A 23,926-nucleotide genomic window follows, 5' to 3' on the forward strand; every position below is an offset into this window, starting at 1 on the left:
AATAAAAGAATGGCTCATGTCCATTTTGAAGCAGTTCAGAAAATTTACGCCAATGGGTTTGAGGCAGTCAAACCTGCAAGCTTTACAATCACTGATGGTGAATTTGTGGTTCTGGTTGGCCCGTCTGGATGTGGCAAATCAACAATGCTGCGGATGATTGCGGGTCTTGAAGAAATCTCAAGCGGTGTGCTGCGCATCGCGGATCGCGTTGTAAATGATATTGATCCTGCAGATCGTGACATTGCGATGGTTTTCCAAAACTATGCGCTCTATCCGCATATGACTGTGCGCAATAATATCGGCTACGGACTCAAAAACCGAGCAGTGCCGCGTGATGTGATCGCAAAAAAAGTCGATGAGGCAGCAAGCATGCTGAACCTCACCGAGTATTTGGATCGCAAGCCAAGCCAACTGTCAGGTGGCCAGCGTCAGCGCGTTGCAATGGGACGCGCGATTGTGCGTGACCCCGCGCTGTTCCTGTTCGATGAACCTTTGTCAAACCTAGATGCTAAATTGCGCAATCAAATGCGCATCGAGATTAAGGCCCTACAACGCCGCCTTGGCGTAACGTCTGTCTATGTGACCCATGATCAAGTCGAGGCTATGACAATGGCTGATCGTATAATCGTTATGAACGGTGGTGTTATCGAACAAATTGGGACGCCTGCTGAGATTTACAAAAACCCTGCCTCTACCTTTGTTGCATCCTTCATGGGTGCGCCGCCCATGAACCTGTTGCAGGTGACGCGCGAAGGGACAGGCCTGCGTCTCGCTGATCAGGTTTTGAACATTGCCGCAACTGACATTGATGAAACAGTGACCTTGGGCATCCGTCCCGAGGACATCGTGCCAGACCCAAATGGATCTTTGTCGATCCATGTGGACATAATTGAAGAACTAGGCGCGCATCGCTTGCTGCATGGGCGCTTGGATGAACAACCCATCACGGTTCATGTGCCAAAAGACCATGATGTCATGACGGGCGTATCACGCTTTTCGATGCCACTCCATGCGGTGTCTTTGTTTGATGCAAAATCGGGGCTGCGACTGTCATGATGATTGTGTCAGAATTACCCATTATCGAGGAGCAAATGCGCACCCGTATTCTGCGTGCGCCCAAGACGCGGCAGGCCCATATCGAGTTGCTGAGCCAAATTGAGGCGATGAATTCTGTCGAACTCGGCGGGATCGCTGCATCCTCAAAGTTACCTGCGCAAATATCGGTTGTTGCATGGAACCTTGAGCGTTGTTTGTTCCCCGAACAATCAGCCGCCCATCTTGCGCCTTTTGCTCCTGACTTGGTTCTGCTCTCAGAGATGGATTGTGGTATGGCGCGCACCGCTCAGCGCCATACAACCGCCGAAATGGCAAAAGAAATGGGCATGGCCTACGCCTATGGGGTTGAATTCTTCGAAATGGGATTGGGCGGTGAAACTGAGCTGCCCTATTGCGAGGATACCGAAAACGCGCGCGGATGGCATGGAAACGCCATTTTATCACGTGCGCCCATGACACGGGTCGCCATGCTGCGCCTTGACAGTCATGGTCATTGGTTTGTCACAGGCCCAAATGTTGATCCAAACCAACCGCGCGTTGGGGGGCGTATGGCGCTTCTAGCTGTGATTGAAACCGATGCAGACCCGATTTGTGCTGTCTCCACCCATTTGGAAAGCAATGCTGATGGTAAGCATCGGATGGCGCAATTCGCGCATCTCTTGGATGCGATTGATGATTTTGCGCCTGATCTGCCTGTGGTGATTGGCGGGGATTTGAACACAGGTAATCACATGCCACCTGACTTTGCGTGGCAGCGGGAAGGATTGTTCGATCTTGCGCGGTCGCAAGGCTATTCATGGGATATCAACCCAGAAGGGGACACCACGCGCCCAAGTTTGCTGACCCCCCATCCGACAAGAAAAATGAAGCTCGATTGGTTTGCTCTGCGTGGCATGCGGGGCGAGGGCGGACGCATCATTCCATCCGTTACACAAGAGGGCGATGTTTTGTCAGATCACGATGCCATCTGGTGCAGAGTGCATCCCTATGCGAGCAAAGGAGCGCAGTCATGACGCTTTCCACGATTGGTGTGGCCGTAACCCGTGACGGCTTCGATCACTTGAAGGATTGGATTTGTAGCGAAGATCGTCCCATTGAAATTCAAGACTTCGTTGCGCCTGATCTTATTGCGGGGGATTGTTCTGCAATTATAGCACATTACAAAAGCGCGCTTTCAGAGCATAAGGGGCATCGTGGGATCCATGGCCCATTTTTTGGTTTGGATTTGGCAAATCCAGATTACGATATGAGAAAACTGGTGCAGCAGCGGCTTTTGAAAGGCTTAGAGATCGCTGAGGCCCTGTCGGCAAAACATATGGTTGTTCACAGCCCGTTTTCTTATTGGGACTTGCTCAATCGTTATAATTACCCAAATTCCATTCCATCCATGAATGCTGCAGCAGCAGACTGTCTTGCTGGCGTCTTGCCGCGCGCAGCAGATATTGGGTGTGATCTTGTCATCGAGAATATTGAAGACACTGACCCGACCATGCGTGTAGCGCTTGTTCAGGAAATCGGGCATCGGAACCTAAAAGTGTCAATCGACACAGGACACGCCGATTTGGCGCATGGTCAATTTACTGCGCCGCCTGTGGTCGATTTTATAGCCGCAGCGGCAGGTTATTTGGGTCATGTTCATCTTCAAGATGCAGATGGTTACGCAGATCGCCATTGGCACCCTGGACAGGGACGGCTGAATTGGCAGCCTCTTTTTCAAGCGATTGATGCCCTTGATGAAACCCCTCATCTAATCATCGAAGTGCGTGATGATATGGCCCGCATTCCTCATACCGCACGTTGGTTGGGCGACCTTGCTAGGTCAAGTCTGCTAACCCCACCAACCCCGTCAACTAAGTAGTTGGCCAGGTTGGCAGGGTTGGCAAGTATCTTCAGGACGTTGCCATCAACGCGTCACGCTGATCTTTCTCGACCAATCCTCGCTCAATTAGCTTGGCGACCGCCCGAGAGACCGATCCTTTATCTGTGTCCAGGGCGTCAACGATTGCCTTTTGCATGCATCTTGGATGCTGCTTGATGATGAAGGCGTAGCATTTCTCTTCAGCGGCGCCACTCTTTGGCAAATTATCACGAAATATAAGTATATTGGCCAGATGGCCAATATACATGTCTACCCCATTTGCACCGCCATTGGATGCTCAGCATGCCGCTTCTGTGCATTTGGGTGTTGGCTGGCGCTTTCGTGCCGTTATTCGACCCGTGCCCATTCGCCACCATTGCGGCAGATCAGGCCGCCTAAGACGCAGCCGTTAACAGTGATCTGGTTCGTGGCCAATTCAAGCCGCGACATATATTCTTTATCACGATCAGGCGCGTAGATGCGTCCCTCATAGGCGCCATTGGCCGCAGGGGTTAGATCCCAGACAATCATGGTGCCAATCGTGTCGGGCGTAATGGCTTGGCCTGCGCTGTTTTCGGCGCGCTCCAATCTTCCGCAATAGGCCGCATCGCAGGCGCTAATTCGGATATAGCCAACATCGCCATGATCATCGGGCGCGGTGCGCCACAGCCCCTCGATCGGGTCAGCCGAAGCTGCGCCTGTGGCCAAAAGAAAGATCATTGTCGCTTGTTTAAGATATTTCATGTTGGGAAGTCTCCTAAGGCTAAAGGTGAGGCTCTGCGCGCGTCATACGCTGCCCATTCCGATAAAGAGTTGGCGGTTTGTATCCACAATCTCACGCCGCCCATGCATCACGCGGGTGTTGTCCAAGATGGCGATATCGCCATCTTGCCAGTTGATCTCGTGGGTATGCGTCTCAGCCAATTCAGCCAATTGGCCAATTTCTTCTGCGCTGACCACATCATCTGCTGCGAAGTAATAGCGTGGGGGGGCATAGTTGTGAGATGGGCCAAGCACCGCATTGGCAAAACCCTGACCCCCAGACAGGTTTGAGGGGCGCACTGGCGATACGGTCAGGCGGTAATTCATCCCGCCATCTTCCAAGAGGTCAAAATCTTGGTTTGGAATAAAGGCGCGGAATTCCTCAATATGACGTTCGGTCACTTCGTCAGGGCTGGAAATCGCGGGATGCTCGTTGGCAAGATAGCGTTTCCAAAGAGCCTCAGGCAAATAGCGTTCAACCACCATCGGTTGTTGCCAACGGGCTTTTTGATCCTCGGTCATGCCTTCAAACACGGCGCGCCCGTCACAAATAGTTGTTTGCGAGCCTTCAAAGGCGGCGATTGGGCTGTAGAATGCAACAATATCAGGGCAAACAGGTGTGTTGCCGTTTTCCGTATGCAGACCGATAGGCCCCGTGCCTGCATCAACCTTTTGCGTGTTTTTGTCGCCATACTCGCGGGCGGGGTCAAACGTGATCTTCTTGCACAAGGCGGTCGTGAGGGCACTGAATTTGGACATATCAGCGTCAAACCCGCGGAGAATGACCCACCCGTCACGGGTGAGATCTTCGCGCAGCTGTGTCAGAACAGCTGGGTCGGTGAGGGTTTGCGCCTCGGCTGTGGGGCGGATGATATTATAGCTCATGGATCAGACCTTTTCGTTTTCTGACGGCACATAGGGCAAGGGATGCGTGGGGATCCGTTTGGACTGCTTGATAAGGGCGTTATCCACCACCGCGGGAATGAGCGCATTGAGCCCTGCAAAAATCCGTTCAGCCATGCCTGGGTAAACAGTGCTGCGCCGTTTGGTGATGCCGTGCCATGCTTTGCGCGCGACTTGTTCGGGACTATCTAATTTCATCTCAAAGGGTGCGATGAGGTGGTCAAATTGCGATTGCGCTGGTGTCCGTGTGGCGCGCGGCGCGATATAGCTGACGGTGATGGAATATTCCTCTAATTCGCGGCGAAGTGCATCGGACAGACCGCGCAAGGCAAATTTGCTTGCGGAATAGCTTGTGAAATAAGGAAAAGCGATCATCCCAAACATTGAGCCGATATTGGCGATATGCCCTTTACGGCGCGCCAAGGCAGGGATCAGATCGCGCGTGAGCAAAATCGGTGCGATTAGGTTTGTCTCCATCACGCGCGCAATGTCGTGATCTTGTTGATCGGTGATCCGTCCTACGCTGAGACAACCTGCATTGTTGATCAGCAGATCCAACCCATCCCCGATTGCATCACAGATACGAAGGCGATCTTCGGAACGGGTGATGTCTGCATCGACTACAACTATGGAAACGCCCGTGATCTGTGCCGCTGTTTCCTCAAGTGCAGAAAGACGGCGACCAACCAAAACCAAATCGTAGCCTGCTCGCCCCGCTTCGAGGGCAAGGGCGCGGCCAATGCCAGAACCTGCGCCTGTGATGACAGCTAAGGGTGGATGGGACGACATTAAGCATATTCCTTTGCTGGGTAGGTGAGGGGAAATTTCGGGGCGGTTTTCGACAATTCGGACAGCATATTGCGGGCAATGCCGCCGCCTGCTTTCAATAGATTTGGCAGATTGGCAGGAACCATGATCACCGAATTTGGGCGGGCGTAACTTGGCAATGCTGCGAGATGGGTTGCGATATGCTCTGGGGTGATGTTCCCGCGCAAAGCGGCAAGAATTTCCAACTCGCCTTGTGGGGTCTGCCATAAACCTGCTGCAACTATGCGCGGATCCGCACCAAGGCAGGCTTCGACCCATTCGGGGTTTATATTGCGGCCCGCCGGGGTGACGATCAGCCAGTCCTTGCGGCCCTCGATGATAAGATACCCATCTTCAATGCGCCCCAAATCGCCTGTGCGCCATGGGGCTTCAGGGGCAGGGGCGCCAAGATAGCCCTCCATAACGCTTGGGCCAGACACAACGATTTCACTGTTATCAATCCAAGCGTTCACGCCTGATAGGATTTTTCCAACTGTGCCTTGACGCGAAGCACCCACGCGGTTCATCGCCACGACCGAGCCGCATTCTGACAGGCCGTAACCTTCGTAGACGGGAAGTCCGAGATCGGCAGCCTGTTCGAGCAATGAGGGGGACGTATGCGCGCCCCCGACTGCGACAAAGCGAAAGCTGTCGGGCGCTTTGATGCCTTTGGATTTCAGATGTGTCACGATGACCGATAGCAGTGCAGGCACAAGAATGGTTGTGCTGGGTTTGCTGTTTATCATCGCCGTGATCACGGGCTGTGGATCGCCGCCCGACAGGGCTGCGAGCGCTGCTGCGCAAAATTCAATGCGCGCGCCACATAAGAGCGGCACATAAAGACCCGCGATTTGCTCCAAAAGCTGCGCCATTGGCAAAAGCGAAAGATGCACATCCCGTGCATCAGGCGCGATCGCATCGCGTAGCCCTGTGATCACGGTTTGCATTTGTGTTTCGCCGATAACCACACCTTTAGGCGTCCCTGAAGAGCCTGAGGTGAAAATGATCCGCTTCGCACCCGCGATTGGCTGAAAATCTTCCAGATCATCATGCGCGGCAGGTGGCGCGGGTAGGGTAATCTGGGGAAGGTCAGGCTGGTCTTGTCCAATAACCGCGGTCAGGCCTGCGGCTTGGATGATATGCGCTTTTTGCGTGGTGGAAAAAAACGGGGGCAGATGCACGCTGATATGACCGCACGCGGTTAGCGCCAGATCTGCCAATGCAGCCTCTAGTGGATCAGATGTGGCAATGCCAATCACCTGTTGTGGCCCCTGCAAATGGTGGCGGCAGGCGGCAAGGAAACCCTGCAAAGCGCCATAGGTAATTGTCCGCGCCCCTTGGCCAAGTGCGATGGCCTCAGGCCTTTGTCTGGCCGTGGTGGCGATGGCTGCAAAGACTGACGCGACCATTACACAGCCCTCGCCGTGGTCAGGTCGTGACCCGCGACTTGGGCAGGATCACGGAACGCGCAGACCCAAGGGTCTTGCTCATAATAGCAGCCCCATTGGGACGCATGCGGCACGCAGGTAGCTTCGGCTTTGCTCAGCAGGATCGGGGTGATTTTGGCGCGCGACAAAAGTCGCCTAATCTGGCGGGTGGCCGTGAATATACCCCAGCCAATCTGCTGTGACTGACCCCATTGGAACACTGTGCGCAAGGTTGGGTAAATGGCAAAAGGTGACCGACAGGCAAGCCCCCCGACCTCTAGGACATCGTGCGGTTGAACATTGCATCCCGTTTGCAGGCTCAGGCGTTCATGAATGGGTTGATCAAGATAATGCTGTGAAAAGAACCCTTCGTCATGGGTGCGAATGCCCGCTGCACAGGTGATTTGGTTGGCATCGGCCATGGTTAAAACCAAGCGCGGTGGTCGAAAGGATATCTCTGCGCCAAATGCCGCGCGATAGCTGTCACGCATATGCACCAGTCCAGACTCATAAAGCGGCGCAGTGCGGATATTATTTTGTTCAATCAGAAGTGTATTCACGAGATGGCCTCCATCTGGCCGAAAGACCCAAAGCTTGAGTCGCCTCGTGTAGATTTGCGGCTTAGGCCTGCCGCGGGCTATTGGACTATGGTTATGTTTTGATCCAAACTTTGAATTTATAACTTCGGTTTACGGCGGCCTGAAAGTGATATGGCCCATATCTTCGTTGCCCCCAATCCAAAGCCCCAGTTGGATGGGTCGCAAGGCGGCGTTAGATATTGCCTTCATCGCTTGCCGCGGAACTTGATTGAGTGGCGGCGGTTACAGGGTGGGGCGTTTGTCCTTCCACGGATTGACGCTGTGATAGGCATTGGCAAGCGCCAGAAGCTGCGCGTCTGATCCTTTTGGCCCGATGATTTGAATGCCCGCGGGAAGGCCTGTTTCACCGAAACCAGCTGGCAGGGTTAGGGTGGGTAAGCCGCCAAGGCTTGCGGGTGTGACGACCGCCATCCAGTGGTGATAGGTATCCATTGCGCGCCCATTGATCGCCTTGGGATAGCGTAGCTCTGCCGCAAAGGGCCATGTCTGCGTTGCGGGGAGGGCTAGGAAATCAAAGCTTTCAAAGCTGCGCGCAGCGGCCCGTAGCCAGTCAGATCGATCCGCACTTGCGGCGAGAATATCGGCGGGGGTTAGAGACTGACCTCCCTCAATCTCCCAAATCGCTTCGGGTTTTAGCAGGTCGCGTTGGAGAGGATTGGACGCATAGCCCCCCAATTTTCCCAAGATTGCAAAATGCCGAAGCCTGCACCATGAGGCCCAAATCTTCTCGAATGGGAAAGGTGGTTTGTCTGGCGCAACTGTGGCACCTGCTTCGGACAGAATTGCCAAAGAGGCCTCGAGATGGGTGATCAGGCTAGGCTCCAAAGCTAAGGCCCTACCCCAATCGCCAAGCCATGCAATTTTGGCGCCAGAGAAATGCGGCAGGTTTTGGAAGTCAGATTTGGGCCAATGATACGGCACGCGCGGATCAGGCCCTGCAAGGACATTCAACAAAAGTGCCAAATCTTGTGGGTTGCGTGCCATTGGCCCATCGGTAGACAAGGGATGCATGACCATTTCGCCTTGGGGTTCGGCGGGTATCAGACCATGCGTGGGCCTTAGGCTATATAGATTATTCCATGCGGCCGGATTGCGCAGGCTGCCCATCATGTCTGATCCATCGGCAAGACTGACCAAACCCGCCGCCAAAGCCGCACCTGCGCCGCCCGATGACCCGCCTGCCGATTTTTCTAAATCATACGGGTTTTTGGTTGTGCCGTAGATGGGATTAAAGCTGTGCGATCCTAAACCGAACTCAGGCACATTCGTCTTGCCGATTAAAATCGCACCAGCGGCCCTGAGGCGCGCTGCAAGAAGGTCGTCTTTGCTTGGCACGAAATCTTTGAAAATTGGTGATCCCCAGCTGCTTGTGATCCCTTTGGTGGCAACCAAATCTTTCACAGCAAAAGGCAGGCCATGCAGTGGCCCTTTTAGAGGGGCCGCGTCCATGGCGCGGGCCTCGTCCATCAAGGCAGCTTCATCACGGAGCGCCACGATGGCATTGATCTTGGGATTGATCGCCGCGATGCGCGCCAAGCTTTCTTCCATCAGCGCGCTTGGAGAAAGACTGCCCTTGGCGATTTCATCCATCAATTCATGGGCGGGGCGATAAGCTGTCGTCATGATCCATCTCGCAAAATGTGGTTGCCCCATAAAGACCGAAGCCTGCGCTGTTGTGAAGATATAGCAAATCTCAGAAATTTTTGGCTTTTTGCACAAGTTGACACGCACCTGTCACAAAGACGCGCCATCTGAGACGAAGTTTGATGGCGGATCAGCGGGGCGACTATGGGCGGCACCTCAACAGCGCCAATGCCAAAACGGGTTTTAATCATTTCGGACGCATGGGGCGGCCAGATCAATGGTGTGGTGCGCACTTACCAAAATATCATCGCTGCGCTTGAAGCGCGCAATGTGGATGTTCGGGTCGTTGGCCCAGAAGATTTTCGGCGGATCGCGCTGCCGTTTTACAAAGAGATTGAACTGGCAATCTTACCCGCGCGCCCTCTCCGCCGATTGATTGAAGACTATGCGCCAGATGCAATCCATATCGCGGTTGAAGGCCCACTCGGTTGGGCGGCTTGGCGCTATTGCACGGCGCGCGGCGTTCCATTCACCACGGCCTTCCACACCGATTTTGCCCGATATATTGCGCTACGCGTTCCCAAATTTTTAAGCAGTTTCGCTGAGCGGAGCGTCATGGCCGTTTTGCGTAAATTTCACAATGCCTCGACCTGCGTATTTGTTGCGACTGCGCGGATTGAGCAGCAGTTGCGAGATAGCGGGTTTACCGCGCCGATGGTGCGGTTGTTGCGTGGTGTGGATTATGATCTGTTCTATCCCGCCCCCCTTCCAAAGCGCGCCGAGCCTCCGAGGCTTCTCTATGTGGGGCGCGTATCTAAAGAGAAGAATATCGAAGCTTTCCTTGCGCTTCCCATTGCAGCTGAAAAAATCGTTGTGGGAGATGGCCCGCTTTTGCCACATCTCCGCAAAGCCTATGGCAGCGTGCGGTTTACAGGCAGCTTAACAGGGCGCGCTTTGGCCGATGCCTATCGGGATGCGGATGTTTTCGTATTTCCTTCGCGCACTGATACGTTTGGAATTGTTTTGATTGAGGCGTTGGCCTCAGGCCTGCCAATTGCGGCTTTTGATGAACCAGGCCCATCGGACATTATGGGCCACGATCCGACCCTTGGGGCGATCAGTGACACTGATCTTGCGGATGCTGTGCGCCGCGCTCTTGCTGCCAAAGGTAGCCCGCAAGAACGGCATGAAAAAACCAAGGCGCGCTATTCATGGCCCGAAGTGGCCGATGTGTTCCACAAGAACCTTGTCTGCGAGAGCCATGGCTGATCCGCGCCCTCAGCCAATCAAGATCAGAAGCTTATTTCTCTCTGATCTGCATATGGGCCACAAAGCGGCTGATCTTGCGGCCGTTCGGCGGCTCTTGGCGCGTTATGAATTCCGCAACCTGTTTTTGGTTGGCGATGTGATTGATGGCTGGAAATTAGAAAAGCGTTGGTTCTGGAATGAGGATTGTCAGAACGTGTTGGGCGAGATACTGCGCCTGCGCCGCGATGAACGTGTGCGCGTGACGGTCATCACGGGCAATCATGACGAAAAGTTGCGCGAGATTTTGCCCACGGTTCTCCGACCATTGATTTTGCGAAAATTCGGGCTTCGGATTGAGGAGCGGGTGATCCATTTGGCGGCTGATGGGAGGCGGTATTTGGTCATGCATGGCGATCAATTTGACAATCGTCTGGTCAAAGGGTCGTCTAAATCCTTGGATAATCTTTGGTCTTGGTTGACTGAGAAAGGCTATGTTCAGCCCATCAACCCGCGCCGCGCCTCAGAGGTGGCCAGCCGCAAGAAACGATGGTCTTTGCGCAAATCCATTGAAGGAGGGATGCCGCTTTTGGGTCAGTCCTTCAAACGGCTCGCGCTTGAGCGCGCTGCGCGTGACGGGTTGGACGGCATCATTTGCGGCCACAGTCATATGCCTGAATTGAGCCAAGCCGGCGGGGGTGTGTTCGCAAATTGTGGCTCATGGGTGCGCCGTGACGGGCCGCATCACGCGATTGCCGAACATGAAAATGGCCAGCTTGAGTTGATTGAAACAGCGCCAACAGGGGACACGCAGTCAGATTTGCCCCGCCGCAATGATGTGCTTGGCGCGACTGTGGAAACCTATATCCGAAAGCTATGGCATGACCGCCGCGTGGGCTAATTACGCGCCATTTAGGGTCACGATGCGCCGCGTGGCGGCCTCATATCCGTCAAGCCCAAGCCCTGCGATCACGCCTTCGGCACGCCCAGAGACATAGGAATGATAGCGAAACGCTTCGCGTTTATGAACATTCGATATATGCACCTCAATCACCGGCCCCTCATAGGCACAAAGCGCATCATAAATTGCGATTGAGGTATGGGTATAAGCGCCTGGATTGATGATAATACCACAGGCGGCTTCGCGCGCCTCATGGATCCAGTCAATGAGTTGGCCTTCGTGATTTGATTGGCGCAAAGAGAGATCAAACCCTTCGGGAAGCAGCGCCTTACACCGCCGTTCAACATCTTCAAGGGTTTCATGCCCGTAAATATGCGGCTCTCGCTTGCCCAAGAGATTAAGGTTTGGGCCATTGAGAATGTAAATCATCCGCGCCATCGTTATGCCATCCTATATGAGCAGATTGTTCTTTTGCGCAGTTAACCACGGCTTTGGGGGAAGTGCAAAAGCCGTTTACCCGATCCTAAAGTTTCTCGCATTGCGCTATGGGCTCGTGAGGCTTTGTCTTTGGGAATGTGGATGCTGCCTATGGCTGAGGATCTGAAAAATCGCCCCATTATCATTAAACGGAAAAAGGTTGTTGGCGCGGATGGAGGGGGACCAACTGCGCCTGGTTATGGCAGGTGGGGTTGAAATCGCCGCCGATCAGGTGGAGGCGCTACGCATGCCATAAAGACGCCTATAGAAATTCAGCGATTGCCAAAATCCCCCCCGCCAAACCAAAGCCGAGCGCACCATAGGCCACACGCTCCTTCCACCTTGAGACAGGCTTTGTGGGTTTGGTGTTGACCTGCGCAAGCAGCGCCGCCTCAGCTAAATCTGGCAAACGCGGGCCAAACCGCGCGAGAACCTTTGCCGTTTTCAGAAGGTCGGCGATTACGGCTTTAGGCCCAATGTTGCGGGCGATGTAATCTTCGACCACGGGCTTTGCCACATCCCAAATATTGATATGTGGATCAAGGGAGCGCGCAACCCCCTCAACAACAACCATTGTGCGTTGCAGCAAGATCAGTTCCGTGCGCGTTTCCATGCCAAATTTTTCAGTCACATCAAAGAGATATGACAGAAGCCGTGCCATGGAAATGCGGCTTGCATCCATGCCGAAAATTGGCTCGCCAACCGATCTGAGGGCTTGCGCGAATTGATCAACATCGCGATCGGCGGGCACATATCCCGCTTCAAAATGCACCTCTGCCACGCGGCGGTAATCTTTGCGAATAAAGCCCATCAAAATTTCGGCATAGACGCGGCGCGTGTATTCATCGAGCCGCCCCATGATTCCGAAATCCAAGGCCACAATGTCACCTACAGGTGAAACTTTGAGATTTCCTTGGTGCATATCGGCATGGAAATAGCCATCCCGCAGCGCGTGGCGCAGGAACATCTGCAGCACGCGCGCGGCTAAGGCGCGGCGGTCAAAGCCTGCCGCGTCAATCGCCGCGACATCGCCAAGCGGCACACCTTTGGCCCAACTCATCGTCATCACCTGCCGTGATGACAGGCCCCATTGAATTTGGGGCACATCAAAGCCTTCGTCATTTGCCGTGTTGGCCGCAAATTCCCCTGCTGCGGCAGCTTCGATCCTCAGATCAAGTTCCTGCAGCACCACACCTTCGAAATGCTCGACCACTTCACGCGGACGCAACCGCCGCGTGGCAGGCGCAAGGGTTTCGACCAACCATGCGATCAGGTAAAAGGCATCGATATCTTTGCGAAAGGCGCGCCCGATTTGGGGGCGTAACACCTTAACTGCAACCTCTTGTCCTGTCTCAGCCAAGGTCGCTTGATGCACTTGTGCGATAGAGGCGGCTGCGACTGGCTCGGAAAAGGCGCTGAATAATTGGTCGACAGGAATTTCCAATTCATCAGAAATGACCTTTTTGGCGCGCTCTGTCGAGAAGGGTGGCAGCTTATCTTGCAGCACGCGCAATTGTTGTGCCAATTCTGAACCCACCACATCAGGGCGTGTCGATAGAATTTGCCCAAATTTGATATAGGCAGGGCCAAGGGCCGTCAGCGCGCGTGTTACAGGTGGTAGGGCGGGGTCGCCGCGATGCCCCAGCCATGCAAACGGCAGGCCCAAAACCCGTGCTGCAATGCGCAAGGATCGCGGTGCCTTCAGCGCCTCAAGCGCCACACGCATTGCACCTGTGCGCTCGAATGTGGCGCCTGTGCGGATAACACGCCAAATATTATGTGGCCCGCGCATCGGTTAAATTTTCCAACCAGAATGCAGCGCGGCGATGCCAAAGCTGAGATTGCGATAGGATACTTGCTCAAACCCAGCGGTGCGGATCATCCCTGCAAAGGTCTCTTGATCGGGAAATTTACGGATCGACTCGACCAAATATTGATAGCTGTCGCGATCATTGGCGATCATCTGACCCATGCGCGGTATCACATTGAATGAATAGAGATCATATAGCTTTTGCAGGCCCGTATTCGGCAATTGGCTGAATTCCAAAACCATCAGGCGTCCACCAGGTTTGAGGACACGAAACGCCTCATTCAGTGCATCCTGCACTCGGGTCACATTACGGATGCCGAAGCTGATGGTGTAGACGTCAAAACGATTGTTTTCAAAGGGCAGCGCCATGGCATCGCCCACAATCCAATTCAGGCTGTCGGCCATATGCGCGGCTTCAGCGCGCTTTTGCCCCTCGATCAGCATGGATTGCGTCATATCAAGCACTGTTGCCTTTGCAGAAGGCGCGCGTTTGAGAAAGCGGAAAGCGATATCGCCCGTCCCGCCCGCAACATCGAGCAAGTCCTGACCCGCGCGCGGGGCAAGCCAATCCATCATCGCATCTTTCCAAACGCGGTGAATACCTGCGGACATGACATCATTCATCACATCATAGCGGCTTGCCACATTGGAAAACACGCCATGCACCATGCCTGCCTTTTCATCCTCGCCCACGGTTTGGAAACCGAAATGGGTGGTGCGGCTGTCTTGGCTTTCATCTTTCGATGTCATCGGGCCTTGCCCTCCTTCTCAACTCCCCTCTCTTATAGGCAGCAAGGGCCGCCTGACAATGCGACGCTTGGAACAAGGAGTGAAGAATTTGCCAGAACTTCCCGAAGTGGAAACAGTGCGCCGTGGTCTGATCCCCGTCATGGAGGGGCAGGTGATCACAGAATTGCGCCTCAATCGTGAGGGTTTGCGTTGGCCATTCCCTGCCAATATGGCGCGGGATGTTTCTGGAGCGCGTATCCTAAGTCTGCGGCGGCGGTCGAAATACATCTTGATGGATTTAGATCGCGGCACGACTGTCTTGATCCATTTGGGCATGTCGGGGCGAATGTTGATTTCGCTGCCTGAAGGCGCACGCGAGACGCTTGCGCAGTTTGTGCATGGCCATCCTGCCCCTCAAAAACATGATCACGTTGTTTTCGAAATGGCACAAGGCGCGCGTGTCACCTTTAACGATCCACGCCGATTTGGTGCGATGGATTTGTTTGCGACTGCAGGTGAGGCGGATCACTGGTTGATCCGCGAGATCGGCCCAGAACCTTTGGGTAATCAGTTTGATGAACGCTATTTGGTCTATGCGCTGTCTGGGCGCAAAACACCGATCAAGGCGGCATTGCTCGACCAGCGGATCGTGGCGGGCTTGGGAAATATCTATGTTTGCGAATCCCTGTTTCGCGCGGGGATATCCCCAACCCGTCAAGCAGGTCGAATTGCACCTGCGCGTGTTGCGTCCCTTGTCCCAATCATTCGCGAGGTTTTATCCGAGGCACTTGAAGCGGGCGGGTCATCCTTGCGTGACTATCGCCAAGCAGATGGGGAATTAGGATATTTCCAGCATGGATTCCAAGCCTATGACCGCGAAGGCCAGCCTTGCCTCAAGTCGGGATGCGCGGGCGTGATCCGCCGTATTGTGCAATCGGGGCGGTCAAGTTTCTACTGCCCTGCCTGCCAAAGGTAGTTTCAACTTTTGGCTTATCCTGTTAACCCTGCCGCGAATGCGAACCTGCGAGGATTGACTGGCGATGGCCTATGAAACCCTGATTGTGGACATTGAAAACCATGTCTGCCTAATCAAGCTGAACAGACCCGATGCGTTGAACGCGCTGAACATTCAGTTACTCGGCGAATTGTCCAAGGTCATTAAATCCGCCAATTCTAATGATAAGGTTCGCGTGATCGTTATTACGGGCTCGGATAAGGCCTTTGCCGCTGGGGCAGATGTCAAAGAAATGTCCGAGAAAAGCTTTGTCGATGTATTCGCAGGTGATTTATTCACAACTGAGACTGAAGAATTACTGCGCTGTCGCAAGCCCATTATTGCCGCCGTTGCGGGTTATGCCTTGGGCGGGGGATGCGAATTGGCGATGATGTGCGACTTCATCATTGCAGCGGATACTGCAAAATTCGGACAGCCTGAGATCAATTTGGGCATTGTCGCGGGGATCGGCGGCACGCAGCGCCTCACCCGTTTTGTGGGTAAGTCGAAAGCGATGGATATGCATCTGACAGGCCGCTTCATGACCGCTGAAGAAGCAGAGCGGGCAGGTCTTGTCAGCCGTGTTGTCCCTGCCAAAAAATTGATGGAAGAGGTCATGGGTGCGGCGGCCAAGATTGCTGAGAAATCCATGGTTACTGTGATGGCTGTCAAAGAATCGGTCAATCGCAGCTATGAAACCACGCTCCGCGAGGGCGTTTTGTTTGAACGCCGCCTGTTTCATGCGCTATTTGCCACTGAAGATCAAAAGGAAGGCATGGCAGCCTTTCTTGAAAAGCGCGAAGCCCAGTTTCGCGACAAGTGATTCAGGGCTTCACATTCTGTCAGAATTCCCGTAATGCGCGCTTCAGACATGCGTGTGAGGCCCGCTTTGGCCAGAGGACCCGGTTATAAACCCGTGGTTGGTGCTGGACAGGCGCGCGTTGCATTTTAATTGATACGAGCCTGAGAGAAGGGATCAACCGATGGCAAATACGCCTCAGTCCAAAAAACGCGCCCGCCAGAATGAGCGCCGCTATGAAGTAAATAAAGCGCGCCGTTCGCGTATCCGCACCTACCTGCGCAAAGTTGAAGAAGCGATTGCAACAGGCGATGCATCTGTTGCTGCAGCCGCGTTGCGCGATGCACAGCCTGAGCTGATGCGCGGTGTGACAAAAGGTGTCCTGCATAAAAACACGGTTGCGCGGAAAATGTCGCGCCTGTCGGCCCGTGTGAAGGCGCTTTCGGCCAAGTAATATTGGGCTTTGACCTAATTATTATGACAAATTCGCCCGCTTCTGCGGGCGTTTTTTTTGGGAAAATCTTTGCCGATCAAGGCCGTTCTGCGGATGCATCAGATTCGGCTTTGAAAAAGAATTGTGTCAAGCGTGAAGTTCTATTGCGAGGGGGGCGCGACTCCCGCTAGCTTCGCAAGGTGATTCAGATTGTCTGGGGGGACAGCTGACAGGTGTAAGAACCAACGCGCGCAAATTTTTGTGCGCGGCGCAGGGTGGATTAATCTGCCTAAAGGTTGAGTGATGCCTTTGCGTTTCTACGCATGGTTATCGTTGTGACCTATGGCTTAGATGCCAAGCGTCTGCACCGAAGGTGTTTGTGTTCCCTCGAGAGAGTGACCGTATTTTTAAAACGGCAAAATAGGATCTCGCAAACTGCGGGTGGGCACCTTTTTTGCAAAAATCGTTTAAGACGGTTCACTCTCGCGGTTTGGGCGTTGCAAGCGGGCATAATTATGCCGTTGGACTTGCAATGGGTCAGGCAGATTTTCTGAAAACGTTAAGCGGGGATGATCCGCGTGGGAGTTGCCAGAACGGTGGTTCTCATGTGGCAAAATTAAAAATAAGCGTAGGTGCATGATGACGAACGACAAGTGGGTGGATGTGTGTAATGAACTGCAATCGGCGATTGGAAAGAATAACTTCAAATCTTGGATTGAGCCGATTGAGTTTGACCGCATCGATGCCCGCATCGCGCGTTTCCGTGTCCCCACGAATTTCTTTGGCACTTGGGTTTCGCAAAAATTTGGGGATGTAATTTTGCGCCACCTGCATGGCGCAGGGCTTGCGGTAGACCGCTTGGAATTCTTGGTGCAGAGCGCGCCCCAAACACCTAATGCACCGCAAACGCCTGCAGTTGAGGCGCCAGTGCAGTCTGCGCCTGACCTCTCGGCCGCGATCAGCGCCGATGCGGACATTCCTTTGTCTAATTTGAACCCTGCCTATACGTTCGAGAATTTTATCGTGGGCAAACCGAATGAGTTGGCCCATGCCGCCGCGCGCCGTGTTGCCGAAGGTGGCCCCGTGGCGTTCAACCCGCTGTTTCTTTACGGCGGTGTTGGCCTTGGCAAGACCCACTTGATGCATGCGATTGCTTGGGAGTTGACCAAAAACAAGCCCAATCAGCGCATTCATTACCTATCTGCTGAACAGTTCATGTATCGCTTTGTGCGTGCGTTGCGGGAAAAAGATACGATCGGCTTTAAGCAGATGTTCCGTTCGGTTGATGTTTTGATGGTTGATGATGTGCAATTCATCGCCGGCAAGAATTCTACACAAGAAGAGTTCTTTCACACGTTCAACGCTTTGGTGGAACTTGGTAAACAGATTATCATTTCGGGGGATCGTGCGCCCGTTGATATGGAGGATCTCGACAGTCGGATCGCCTCGCGTTTGCAATGCGGCTTGGTGGTGGATTTACATCCAACCGATTACGAATTGCGCCTTGGTATCCTGCAATCCAAACTCGAGACACAGCGCCAACGCTATCGTGATTTGAAAATCGCAGACGGGGTTTTGGAATTCATTGCGCATCGTGTCTCATCGAATGTGCGGGTGCTTGAAGGAGCCTTGACGCGTCTTTGCGCCTTTGCTGATCTGGTGGGTGCTGAGATCACGCTCGATCTGACCCAAGAATGCCTTTCTGACATTTTGCGCGCGACCAGCCGCAAGGTGACGATGGATGAAATCATCAAAAAAACCTGCGACTATTACAAAGTGCGTCCAGCAGATTTGATGAGCCCCAATCGCGCGCGCAATATTGTGCGTCCTCGGCAAATGGCGATGTATTTGTGCAAGAAATACACAACGCGATCCTTGCCAGAAATCGGGCGCAAATTTGGGGGCCGTGATCATACGACCATTTTGCATGGTGTCCGCAAAATCGAAGAATTGATGAGCACGGACAGCCAATTCGTGGAAGATGCAGAATTGTTGCGCCGTCTATTGGAGGCGTGATTTTCCGCACTAAGCCATGCCAATCGAAAGATTGTCATTGACCCCGACTGTGCCAATCGAAACATTGCTGATAAAATACTTGTGCTGCGGCGCAGAGATAGTAACCTCTGCGCCCCGCTATATGTTGGAGACGAGGCTATGAAATTTTCGATCGAGCGCGCGGCCCTGCTCAAAGCTGTCAGCCAAGCCCAATCTGTTGTCGAACGCCGTAACACGATCCCTATTTTGGCGAATGTGTTGATCGAGGCGGATGGTAGCCATGTTTCCTTTCGTGCCACTGACCTTGATATTGAGGTGGTCGACAAGGTGGATGCCCATGTTGAACAAGCGGGTGCCACCACGGTTTCGGCGGTCACACTGCATGAAATTACGCGCAAATTACCTGACGGGGCCTTGGTGCAAATCAGTGATGATGCAGCCTCGGGTCGCTTAATCGTTCAGGCGGGCCGATCGAATTTCTCTTTGGCGACATTGCCCAAGGAAGATTTTCCTGTGATGTCTTCGTCCGAATATAGCGCAAATTTCTCGGCCAAAGCGCCGGCGCTGCGCCGCTTGTTCGATAAATCCAAATTCGCGATTTCCACTGAGGAAACACGCTATTATCTCAACGGCGTTTATTTCCATATTGCCGAAGGTGAAGAGGGACGGATGCTGCGCGCGGTTGCCACAGATGGTCACCGCTTGGCGCGCGTGGACACTGAGTTGCCTACAGGTGCCGAGGCCATGCCGGGCGTGATCGTGCCGCGCAAAACCGTGGGTGAAATCCGCAAATTGTTGGAAGATGACGATGCGGTGATTGCGGTTTCCGTATCTGAGACAAAAATTCGGTTCGCTACACCTGAGATCACGCTGACCTCGAAGGTGATTGATGGAACCTTCCCAGATTATCAGCGCGTGATACCATCGGGCAACACCCGCAAATTGGAGGTGGATGCCTCTGAATTCGCCCGTGCAGTTGATCGTGTCGCCACAGTGTCGTCCGAGCGCTCACGCGCGGTGAAACTGTCCCTTGATGAGGATCGTTTGGTTCTGTCGGTGAATGCCCCAGATGCAGGCGCGGCCGAGGAAGAGTTGGCGGTTGCCTATGCGGATGAAAAGCTCGAGATCGGCTTTAACGCTAAATACCTCCTTGAAATCGCCAGCCAAGTGGATCGCGAGAACGCTGTGTTCATGTTCAATTCATCGGGTGATCCAACCTTGATGCGCGAAGGGAACGACACCAGCGCGATCTATGTTGTAATGCCGATGCGGGTCTGAGGCGCCGCGCGCGCCAAGTAGATTGAAAGAGCGCGCGGGATGAGTGCCTATATCTCGAATTTGCATCTGTCGCATTTTCGCAGCCATCGTGGTTTGCGGCTGTCTTTCGATGGGCGGCCTGTTGCGATTTATGGGCCAAATGGGGCAGGCAAGACAAATATCTTAGAAGCGATTTCGATGCTGTCCCCTGGTCGGGGGCTGCGCCGCGCCCCGTCCGAGGATTTGATCCGCCGCCCAGAGGTGATTGGGTGGCGCGTGGCGGCGACCCTGCAGATTGACGACACTGTGCATGAGATCATTACCCGCGCCGAGCCAAGCAGCCCCCGTCAGGTCGAGATAGATGAGAAATCCGCGCCCCAATTGGCGCTTGCGCGCCTTTTGCGGATGGTTTGGCTTGTGCCATCGCAAGATCGCCTTTGGATTGAAGGGGCCGAAGGCCGCAGGCGGTTTTTGGATCGCATTACGCTGAGCGTCTTTCCAGATCATGGTGAGGCGGTTCTGGCCTATGAAAAATCCATGCGGGATCGCAATCGCTTGCTGAAGGATCAGGTGCGCGATGCGGGTTGGTATGCAGCGCTTGAACGTCAGATGATGAGTGCCGCAGAGCAAATATGTGCCAATCGCAGCGCCGCCTTGACCCGCATTGCTGCCGCGCAAGAGGAGGCGGAAACCAGTTTCCCTATCGCAGATCTGACCTTAGAGGAGGGAGAGGGTTTTACCGCGCCCGCCGATTTGGTCACGTTGTGGTCTGACACGCGGTCACGGGACATGGCAGCAGGGCGCACGTTGGTTGGGCCGCATCGCACTGATCTTGGTGCGATTTATCGCGTCAAGGATGCTCCAGCGCGGCAATGCTCCACGGGTGAGCAAAAGGCCCTTTTGGTCTCTCTGATTTTGGCCAATGCCCGCGCGTTAAAGCAGGACACGGGCCGCGCCCCTTTGGTGCTGTTGGATGAAGTGGCGGCACATCTTGATGCAGACAGGCGAGCAGCCCTCTTTGACGAAATATGCGCGCTGAATGCCCAAGCTTTCTTGACAGGCACGGGCGCAGAATTGTTCATGGAATTCGGCGCGCGTGCGCAAGAGGTGCCGCTCGGAGTGGAAGCGGCCAATTAGGTAGGACAATGACAATAACGCTGGCCCAAATGGCGCTCTATGCGGGCGCGCTTTTCGTGCTTTTTCTCACCCCTGGCCCTGTGTGGTTGGCCTTGACCGCGCGCACATTGGCACATGGGATGCGCGGGGCGTTTCCCCTGATGCTTGGTGTGGCACTAGGCGATACTGCATGGTCAGTTCTGGCCTTGGTCGGGCTTGCATGGATTGTCGCAAGCTATGATTGGGTGATGGAGGCGCTGCGTTGGCTCGCTGTGGTTGTTTTTGTAGGTATGGGGGTCATGCTGATCCGTCATGCAGGCCACCAAATCAGCGCTGATAGCCGCCTTAATCGCAGAGGGGTCTGGGCAGGATTCATTGCAGGCCTTGCGGTGATTTTAGCCAACCCCAAAGCGATTTTGTTCTACATGGGGATGCTACCGGGGTTCTTTGATCTCAGCACGATTACCGCGACCGATATCGCGCTGATTGGGGCCATCTCCATGTTTGTGCCATTGGTTGGAAATACGTTTTTTGCGCTTTTTGTGGATCGTGCGCGCCGCCTTGTGACGAACCCAGTGGCGCTGACACGGATCAACAAGATCGCGGGCGGCCTGTTGATCTTGGTGGCCATAGCGATTGCGGTGTTCAACCGCTAAATATTGTGGCAAAGGCGTGACATTCCCACAACAACGCGTTATAAAACCGCATAAGAAACAGGCAGAGGTCCCCATGGCCGAAAACGCGCCCGCGCCGCAGGAATACGGCGCAGATTCTATCAAAGTTCTCAAAGGCTTAGAGGCGGTTCGCAAGCGTCCCGGTATGTATATCGGTGACACTGATGATGGCTCTGGCCTGCACCATATGGTGTATGAGGTTGTCGATAACGGCATTGACGAGGCATTGGCAGGTCACGCCACGCAAGTATCCGTCAAAATTCATGCCGATAATTCGGTTTCCGTGCGCGATAATGGCCGTGGTATCCCTGTGGATATGCATGCTGAGGAAGGCGTATCTGCTGCCGAAGTGATTATGACCCAGTTGCACGCAGGCGGCAAATTCGACCAGAACTCCTATAAGGTGTCTGGCGGTCTGCATGGTGTCGGCGTGTCGGTTGTAAACGCCCTTTCCGATTGGCTGGAACTGCGCATTTGGCGCAATGGCAAAGAGCATTACGCCAAGTTTGAACGTGGCGAAACGGTCGAGCATTTGCGCGTTGTTGGGGACTCCGATGGTGAAAAGGGCACGGAAGTGCGTTTTCTCGCCTCGCTGACCACATTTTCGAACTTGGACTATAGTTTCAAAACCCTAGAGACGCGTCTGCGTGAATTGGCGTTTTTGAACTCGGGCGTGAAAATCGTGCTTGAGGATGAACGCCCCGCCGAACCTTTGCGCAGCGAGATGGTCTATGAGGGCGGTGTGCGCGAATTCGTGAAATATATCGACCGCTCCAAATCAGGAATGCTGGAAGATCCAATTTTTATGTCGGGCGAACGCGATGGCATCGGCGTTGAGGTCGCGATGTGGTGGAATGACAGCTATCATGAGAACGTGCTGCCCTTCACCAATAACATCCCACAACGTGATGGCGGTACGCATTTGGCAGGTTTTCGTGGTGCGCTGACCCGCACGATCAATCACTACGCCAATACATCGGGTATCGCTAAGCGCGAAAAGGTTAATTTCACCGGCGATGATGCGCGCGAGGGGCTGACCTGCGTGTTATCTGTCAAAGTGCCTGATCCAAAATTCTCAAGCCAGACCAAGGACAAATTGGTGTCCTCAGAAGTGCGCCCTGCGGTGGAGAATTTGGTCAACGAAAAGCTTGGCGAATGGTTTGAAGAACATCCCCAAGAGGCCCGTAATATCGTGGGCAAGATTGTCGAAGCGGCTTTGGCCCGCGAAGCTGCGCGTAAAGCGCGCGAGTTGACCCGCCGCAAAACGGCAATGGATGTGGCCAGCCTGCCCGGTAAATTGGCGGATTGTCAGGAAAAAGATCCCGCCAAATCTGAATTGTTCTTGGTCGAGGGCGACAGCGCCGGCGGTTCCGCCAAACAGGGCCGGTCGCGGCACAATCAGGCGGTTCTGCCTCTGCGCGGGAAAATCCTTAACGTAGAGCGCGCGCGCTTTGATCGCATGTTGTCAAGCCAAGAGATCGGCACGCTGATCACCGCGCTTGGCACAGGCATCGGCCGGGACGAGTTTGACCTATCAAAACTGCGCTACCACAAGATCGTCATCATGACAGATGCCGATGTTGATGGCGCGCATATCCGCACGCTGTTGTTGACCTTCTTCTTCCGCCAGATGCCGCAGATCATTGAGGCGGGAAATCTCTTTATTGCGCAGCCGCCGCTTTACAAGGTGGCGCGCGGTAAATCCGAGGTCTATTTGAAAGATCAAGCAGCGCTTGAAGATTACCTGATCCAAATGGGCGTTGATGGCGCGGTTCTGCGTATGCCTTCTGGCGAAGAAATTGCAGGCGCAGATTTAGCGCGTGTTGTTGAGGGCGCGCGTGCCTTCCGCCGTGTTCTTGAGGCCTTCCCAACCCATTATCCCCGTCACATCCTTGAACAGGCCGCGCTTGCGGGCGGCTTTGACCAAGACCGCTTGAACAGCGATCTTCAGGGTGTTGCGGATCAAATCGCGGCGCGCCTTGACTTGGTCGCCGTGGAATACGAGCGCGGATGGCAAGGGCGTATCACCCAAGATCATGGGATCCGCCTTAGCCGCGTTTTGCGCGGGGTGGAAGAAATCAGAAACCTTGATGGTGCGGTTCTGCGGTCTGGTGAGGCGCGCAAGCTCTCCTCCGTCAGCGCTGAAACACGCGAGATTTTTGCAAAGCCAGCGCATCTTGCCCGTAAAGAACGCAACCAGATCATCCATGGCCCGACCGAATTGCTGGATGCCATTTTGGCGGAGGGTGAAAAGGGCCTGACCCTGCAACGCTATAAAGGCTTGGGTGAGATGAACCCAAGCCAGCTGTGGGAAACCACCCTCGATCCAGAGGCGCGCACCTTGTTGCAGGTCAAAATTGACGATCTGGCCGATGCGGATGACATTTTCACCAAACTGATGGGCGATGTCGTAGAACCCCGCCGCGAATTCATCCAAGCCAACGCTCTGAGTGTTGAGAACTTAGATTTCTAAACTTTCCCCCAAAGCCCCTCATTGGCG

At 54.2% G+C, this 23,926-nt stretch carries 23 protein-coding genes; 13 read left to right on the forward strand and 10 right to left on the reverse strand.

Going from position 1 to position 23,926, the window contains the following annotated elements:
• Window positions 1-9 precede the first annotated feature (9 nt).
• Genes ugpC through RYZ18_RS12520 form a run of 3 tightly spaced genes read left to right on the forward strand, consistent with a single transcriptional unit; the run spans window position 10 to window position 2,914 of the window.
• Window positions 10-1,056 carry a sn-glycerol-3-phosphate ABC transporter ATP-binding protein UgpC gene (gene ugpC, locus RYZ18_RS12510; RefSeq protein ID WP_317657192.1) on the forward strand — a complete coding sequence of 349 codons (1,047 nt, stop codon included), beginning with the start codon at window positions 10-12 and terminating at the stop codon, window positions 1,054-1,056.
• Window positions 1,053-2,069 (forward strand): endonuclease/exonuclease/phosphatase family protein, encoded by a 1,017-nt coding sequence (locus tag RYZ18_RS12515; protein WP_317657193.1) that lies wholly within the window; start codon window positions 1,053-1,055, stop codon window positions 2,067-2,069. The genes ugpC and RYZ18_RS12515 overlap by 4 nt, the downstream gene beginning before the upstream one ends.
• Window positions 2,066-2,914 (forward strand): sugar phosphate isomerase/epimerase family protein, encoded by an 849-nt coding sequence (locus tag RYZ18_RS12520; protein WP_317657194.1) that lies wholly within the window; start codon window positions 2,066-2,068, stop codon window positions 2,912-2,914. The genes RYZ18_RS12515 and RYZ18_RS12520 overlap by 4 nt, the downstream gene beginning before the upstream one ends.
• 31 nt (window positions 2,915-2,945) lie before the next feature.
• Here RYZ18_RS12520 and RYZ18_RS12525 read toward each other — a convergent pair whose 3' ends face one another.
• The 7 genes from RYZ18_RS12525 to RYZ18_RS12555 form a co-directional block, all read right to left on the reverse strand.
• Entirely contained in the window at window positions 2,946-3,182 is a 237-nt protein-coding gene (locus RYZ18_RS12525) for a helix-turn-helix domain-containing protein (RefSeq protein ID WP_317657195.1), read from the reverse strand.
• Window positions 3,183-3,262: 80 nt separating this feature from the next.
• Window positions 3,263-3,658 carry a DUF2147 domain-containing protein gene (locus tag RYZ18_RS12530; protein WP_317657196.1) on the reverse strand — a complete coding sequence of 132 codons (396 nt, stop codon included), beginning with the start codon at window positions 3,656-3,658 and terminating at the stop codon, window positions 3,263-3,265.
• 42 nt (window positions 3,659-3,700) lie between these two features.
• Window positions 3,701-4,561 (reverse strand): TauD/TfdA family dioxygenase, encoded by an 861-nt coding sequence (locus RYZ18_RS12535; protein ID WP_317657198.1) that lies wholly within the window; start codon window positions 4,559-4,561, stop codon window positions 3,701-3,703.
• Between the two features lie 3 nt (window positions 4,562-4,564).
• A complete protein-coding gene (locus tag RYZ18_RS12540; protein WP_317657199.1) occupies window positions 4,565-5,368 on the reverse strand; it encodes an SDR family NAD(P)-dependent oxidoreductase in 804 nt (267 codons plus the stop codon).
• Complete coding sequence (locus tag RYZ18_RS12545; RefSeq protein ID WP_317657200.1) at window positions 5,368-6,795, reverse strand: AMP-binding protein; 1,428 nt, start codon at window positions 6,793-6,795, stop codon at window positions 5,368-5,370. Before RYZ18_RS12545 ends, RYZ18_RS12540 begins: the two co-directional genes overlap by 1 nt.
• The gene (locus RYZ18_RS12550) at window positions 6,795-7,373 is read right to left on the reverse strand and encodes a thermostable hemolysin (protein ID WP_317657201.1); all 579 of its coding nucleotides are present in this window, start codon (window positions 7,371-7,373) and stop codon (window positions 6,795-6,797) included. Before RYZ18_RS12550 ends, RYZ18_RS12545 begins: the two co-directional genes overlap by 1 nt.
• 261 nt (window positions 7,374-7,634) lie before the next feature.
• A complete protein-coding gene (locus RYZ18_RS12555) occupies window positions 7,635-9,035 on the reverse strand; it encodes an amidase (RefSeq protein ID WP_317657202.1) in 1,401 nt (466 codons plus the stop codon).
• Window positions 9,036-9,200: 165 nt separating this feature from the next.
• Here RYZ18_RS12555 and RYZ18_RS12560 point away from each other — a divergent pair, with 165 nt between their 5' ends.
• Together RYZ18_RS12560 and RYZ18_RS12565 are read left to right on the forward strand one after the other, a co-directional pair.
• A complete protein-coding gene (locus tag RYZ18_RS12560; RefSeq protein WP_317657203.1) occupies window positions 9,201-10,265 on the forward strand; it encodes a glycosyltransferase family 1 protein in 1,065 nt (354 codons plus the stop codon).
• On the forward strand, window positions 10,258-11,142 hold the full coding sequence (locus RYZ18_RS12565) for a UDP-2,3-diacylglucosamine diphosphatase (protein ID WP_317657204.1): 885 nt from the start codon (window positions 10,258-10,260) through the stop codon (window positions 11,140-11,142). The genes RYZ18_RS12560 and RYZ18_RS12565 overlap by 8 nt, the downstream gene beginning before the upstream one ends.
• On the opposite strand, the gene aroQ is transcribed toward RYZ18_RS12565, so the two are convergent.
• The 3 genes from aroQ to ubiE form a co-directional block, all read right to left on the reverse strand.
• Window positions 11,143-11,580, reverse strand: a complete 438-nt coding sequence (aroQ, locus tag RYZ18_RS12570) for a type II 3-dehydroquinate dehydratase (RefSeq protein WP_317657205.1) — start codon at window positions 11,578-11,580, stop codon at window positions 11,143-11,145. It lies immediately after the preceding gene.
• A gap of 301 nt (window positions 11,581-11,881) precedes the next feature.
• Window positions 11,882-13,411 (reverse strand): 2-polyprenylphenol 6-hydroxylase, encoded by a 1,530-nt coding sequence (gene ubiB / locus RYZ18_RS12575; RefSeq protein WP_317657206.1) that lies wholly within the window; start codon window positions 13,409-13,411, stop codon window positions 11,882-11,884.
• Window positions 13,412-13,414: 3 nt separating this feature from the next.
• Window positions 13,415-14,179 carry a bifunctional demethylmenaquinone methyltransferase/2-methoxy-6-polyprenyl-1,4-benzoquinol methylase UbiE gene (ubiE, locus tag RYZ18_RS12580; RefSeq protein WP_317657207.1) on the reverse strand — a complete coding sequence of 255 codons (765 nt, stop codon included), beginning with the start codon at window positions 14,177-14,179 and terminating at the stop codon, window positions 13,415-13,417.
• Between the two features lie 88 nt (window positions 14,180-14,267).
• Here ubiE and mutM point away from each other — a divergent pair, with 88 nt between their 5' ends.
• The 8 genes from mutM (at window position 14,268) to gyrB (ending at window position 23,899) form a co-directional block, all read left to right on the forward strand.
• On the forward strand, window positions 14,268-15,134 hold the full coding sequence (gene mutM, locus RYZ18_RS12585; protein ID WP_317657208.1) for a bifunctional DNA-formamidopyrimidine glycosylase/DNA-(apurinic or apyrimidinic site) lyase: 867 nt from the start codon (window positions 14,268-14,270) through the stop codon (window positions 15,132-15,134).
• Window positions 15,135-15,198: 64 nt separating this feature from the next.
• The gene (locus RYZ18_RS12590; RefSeq protein ID WP_317657209.1) at window positions 15,199-15,975 is read left to right on the forward strand and encodes an enoyl-CoA hydratase; all 777 of its coding nucleotides are present in this window, start codon (window positions 15,199-15,201) and stop codon (window positions 15,973-15,975) included.
• Between the two features lie 160 nt (window positions 15,976-16,135).
• Window positions 16,136-16,405, forward strand: a complete 270-nt coding sequence (gene rpsT, locus RYZ18_RS12595) for a 30S ribosomal protein S20 (protein WP_317657210.1) — start codon at window positions 16,136-16,138, stop codon at window positions 16,403-16,405.
• Between the two features lie 618 nt (window positions 16,406-17,023).
• Window positions 17,024-18,400 carry a chromosomal replication initiator protein DnaA gene (gene dnaA / locus RYZ18_RS12600; RefSeq protein ID WP_317657307.1) on the forward strand — a complete coding sequence of 459 codons (1,377 nt, stop codon included), beginning with the start codon at window positions 17,024-17,026 and terminating at the stop codon, window positions 18,398-18,400.
• Window positions 18,401-18,538: 138 nt separating this feature from the next.
• On the forward strand, window positions 18,539-19,657 hold the full coding sequence (gene dnaN, locus RYZ18_RS12605) for a DNA polymerase III subunit beta (RefSeq protein WP_317657211.1): 1,119 nt from the start codon (window positions 18,539-18,541) through the stop codon (window positions 19,655-19,657).
• Between the two features lie 39 nt (window positions 19,658-19,696).
• The gene (gene recF / locus RYZ18_RS12610; protein ID WP_317657212.1) at window positions 19,697-20,773 is read left to right on the forward strand and encodes a DNA replication/repair protein RecF; all 1,077 of its coding nucleotides are present in this window, start codon (window positions 19,697-19,699) and stop codon (window positions 20,771-20,773) included.
• A gap of 8 nt (window positions 20,774-20,781) precedes the next feature.
• Window positions 20,782-21,408 carry a LysE family translocator gene (locus RYZ18_RS12615; RefSeq protein WP_317657213.1) on the forward strand — a complete coding sequence of 209 codons (627 nt, stop codon included), beginning with the start codon at window positions 20,782-20,784 and terminating at the stop codon, window positions 21,406-21,408.
• A 73-nt stretch (window positions 21,409-21,481) separates the two neighbouring features.
• Complete coding sequence (gene gyrB, locus RYZ18_RS12620; RefSeq protein WP_317657214.1) at window positions 21,482-23,899, forward strand: DNA topoisomerase (ATP-hydrolyzing) subunit B; 2,418 nt, start codon at window positions 21,482-21,484, stop codon at window positions 23,897-23,899.
• The last annotated feature ends 27 nt before the right edge of the window (window positions 23,900-23,926 follow it).

The organism is Roseovarius sp. 10 (genome assembly GCF_033100315.1).
Taxonomy (GTDB): Bacteria; Pseudomonadota; Alphaproteobacteria; order Rhodobacterales; family Rhodobacteraceae; genus M30B80.

What these genes read in the sequence shown, in the direction of transcription:
- RYZ18_RS12520 (WP_317657194.1), top strand. Translation starts at nt 2,066, where the DNA reads ATGACGCTTTCCACGATTGGTGTGGCCGTAACCCGTGACGGCTTCGAT.
- ubiB (WP_317657206.1), bottom strand. Translation starts at nt 13,411, where the DNA reads ATGCGCGGGCCACATAATATTTGGCGTGTTATCCGCACAGGCGCCACA.
- gyrB (WP_317657214.1), top strand. Translation starts at nt 21,482, where the DNA reads ATGGCCGAAAACGCGCCCGCGCCGCAGGAATACGGCGCAGATTCTATC.
- RYZ18_RS12515 (WP_317657193.1), top strand. Translation starts at nt 1,053, where the DNA reads ATGATGATTGTGTCAGAATTACCCATTATCGAGGAGCAAATGCGCACC.
- RYZ18_RS12555 (WP_317657202.1), bottom strand. Translation starts at nt 9,035, where the DNA reads ATGACGACAGCTTATCGCCCCGCCCATGAATTGATGGATGAAATCGCC.
- RYZ18_RS12540 (WP_317657199.1), bottom strand. Translation starts at nt 5,368, where the DNA reads ATGTCGTCCCATCCACCCTTAGCTGTCATCACAGGCGCAGGTTCTGGC.
- RYZ18_RS12590 (WP_317657209.1), top strand. Translation starts at nt 15,199, where the DNA reads ATGGCCTATGAAACCCTGATTGTGGACATTGAAAACCATGTCTGCCTA.
- RYZ18_RS12530 (WP_317657196.1), bottom strand. Translation starts at nt 3,658, where the DNA reads ATGAAATATCTTAAACAAGCGACAATGATCTTTCTTTTGGCCACAGGC.
- recF (WP_317657212.1), top strand. Translation starts at nt 19,697, where the DNA reads ATGAGTGCCTATATCTCGAATTTGCATCTGTCGCATTTTCGCAGCCAT.
- dnaN (WP_317657211.1), top strand. Translation starts at nt 18,539, where the DNA reads ATGAAATTTTCGATCGAGCGCGCGGCCCTGCTCAAAGCTGTCAGCCAA.
- RYZ18_RS12615 (WP_317657213.1), top strand. Translation starts at nt 20,782, where the DNA reads ATGACAATAACGCTGGCCCAAATGGCGCTCTATGCGGGCGCGCTTTTC.
- ubiE (WP_317657207.1), bottom strand. Translation starts at nt 14,179, where the DNA reads ATGACATCGAAAGATGAAAGCCAAGACAGCCGCACCACCCATTTCGGT.
- RYZ18_RS12535 (WP_317657198.1), bottom strand. Translation starts at nt 4,561, where the DNA reads ATGAGCTATAATATCATCCGCCCCACAGCCGAGGCGCAAACCCTCACC.
- RYZ18_RS12565 (WP_317657204.1), top strand. Translation starts at nt 10,258, where the DNA reads ATGGCTGATCCGCGCCCTCAGCCAATCAAGATCAGAAGCTTATTTCTC.
- aroQ (WP_317657205.1), bottom strand. Translation starts at nt 11,580, where the DNA reads ATGGCGCGGATGATTTACATTCTCAATGGCCCAAACCTTAATCTCTTG.
- RYZ18_RS12525 (WP_317657195.1), bottom strand. Translation starts at nt 3,182, where the DNA reads ATGTATATTGGCCATCTGGCCAATATACTTATATTTCGTGATAATTTG.
- ugpC (WP_317657192.1), top strand. Translation starts at nt 10, where the DNA reads ATGGCTCATGTCCATTTTGAAGCAGTTCAGAAAATTTACGCCAATGGG.
- RYZ18_RS12560 (WP_317657203.1), top strand. Translation starts at nt 9,201, where the DNA reads ATGGGCGGCACCTCAACAGCGCCAATGCCAAAACGGGTTTTAATCATT.
- dnaA (WP_317657307.1), top strand. Translation starts at nt 17,024, where the DNA reads ATGACGAACGACAAGTGGGTGGATGTGTGTAATGAACTGCAATCGGCG.
- rpsT (WP_317657210.1), top strand. Translation starts at nt 16,136, where the DNA reads ATGGCAAATACGCCTCAGTCCAAAAAACGCGCCCGCCAGAATGAGCGC.
- RYZ18_RS12545 (WP_317657200.1), bottom strand. Translation starts at nt 6,795, where the DNA reads ATGGTCGCGTCAGTCTTTGCAGCCATCGCCACCACGGCCAGACAAAGG.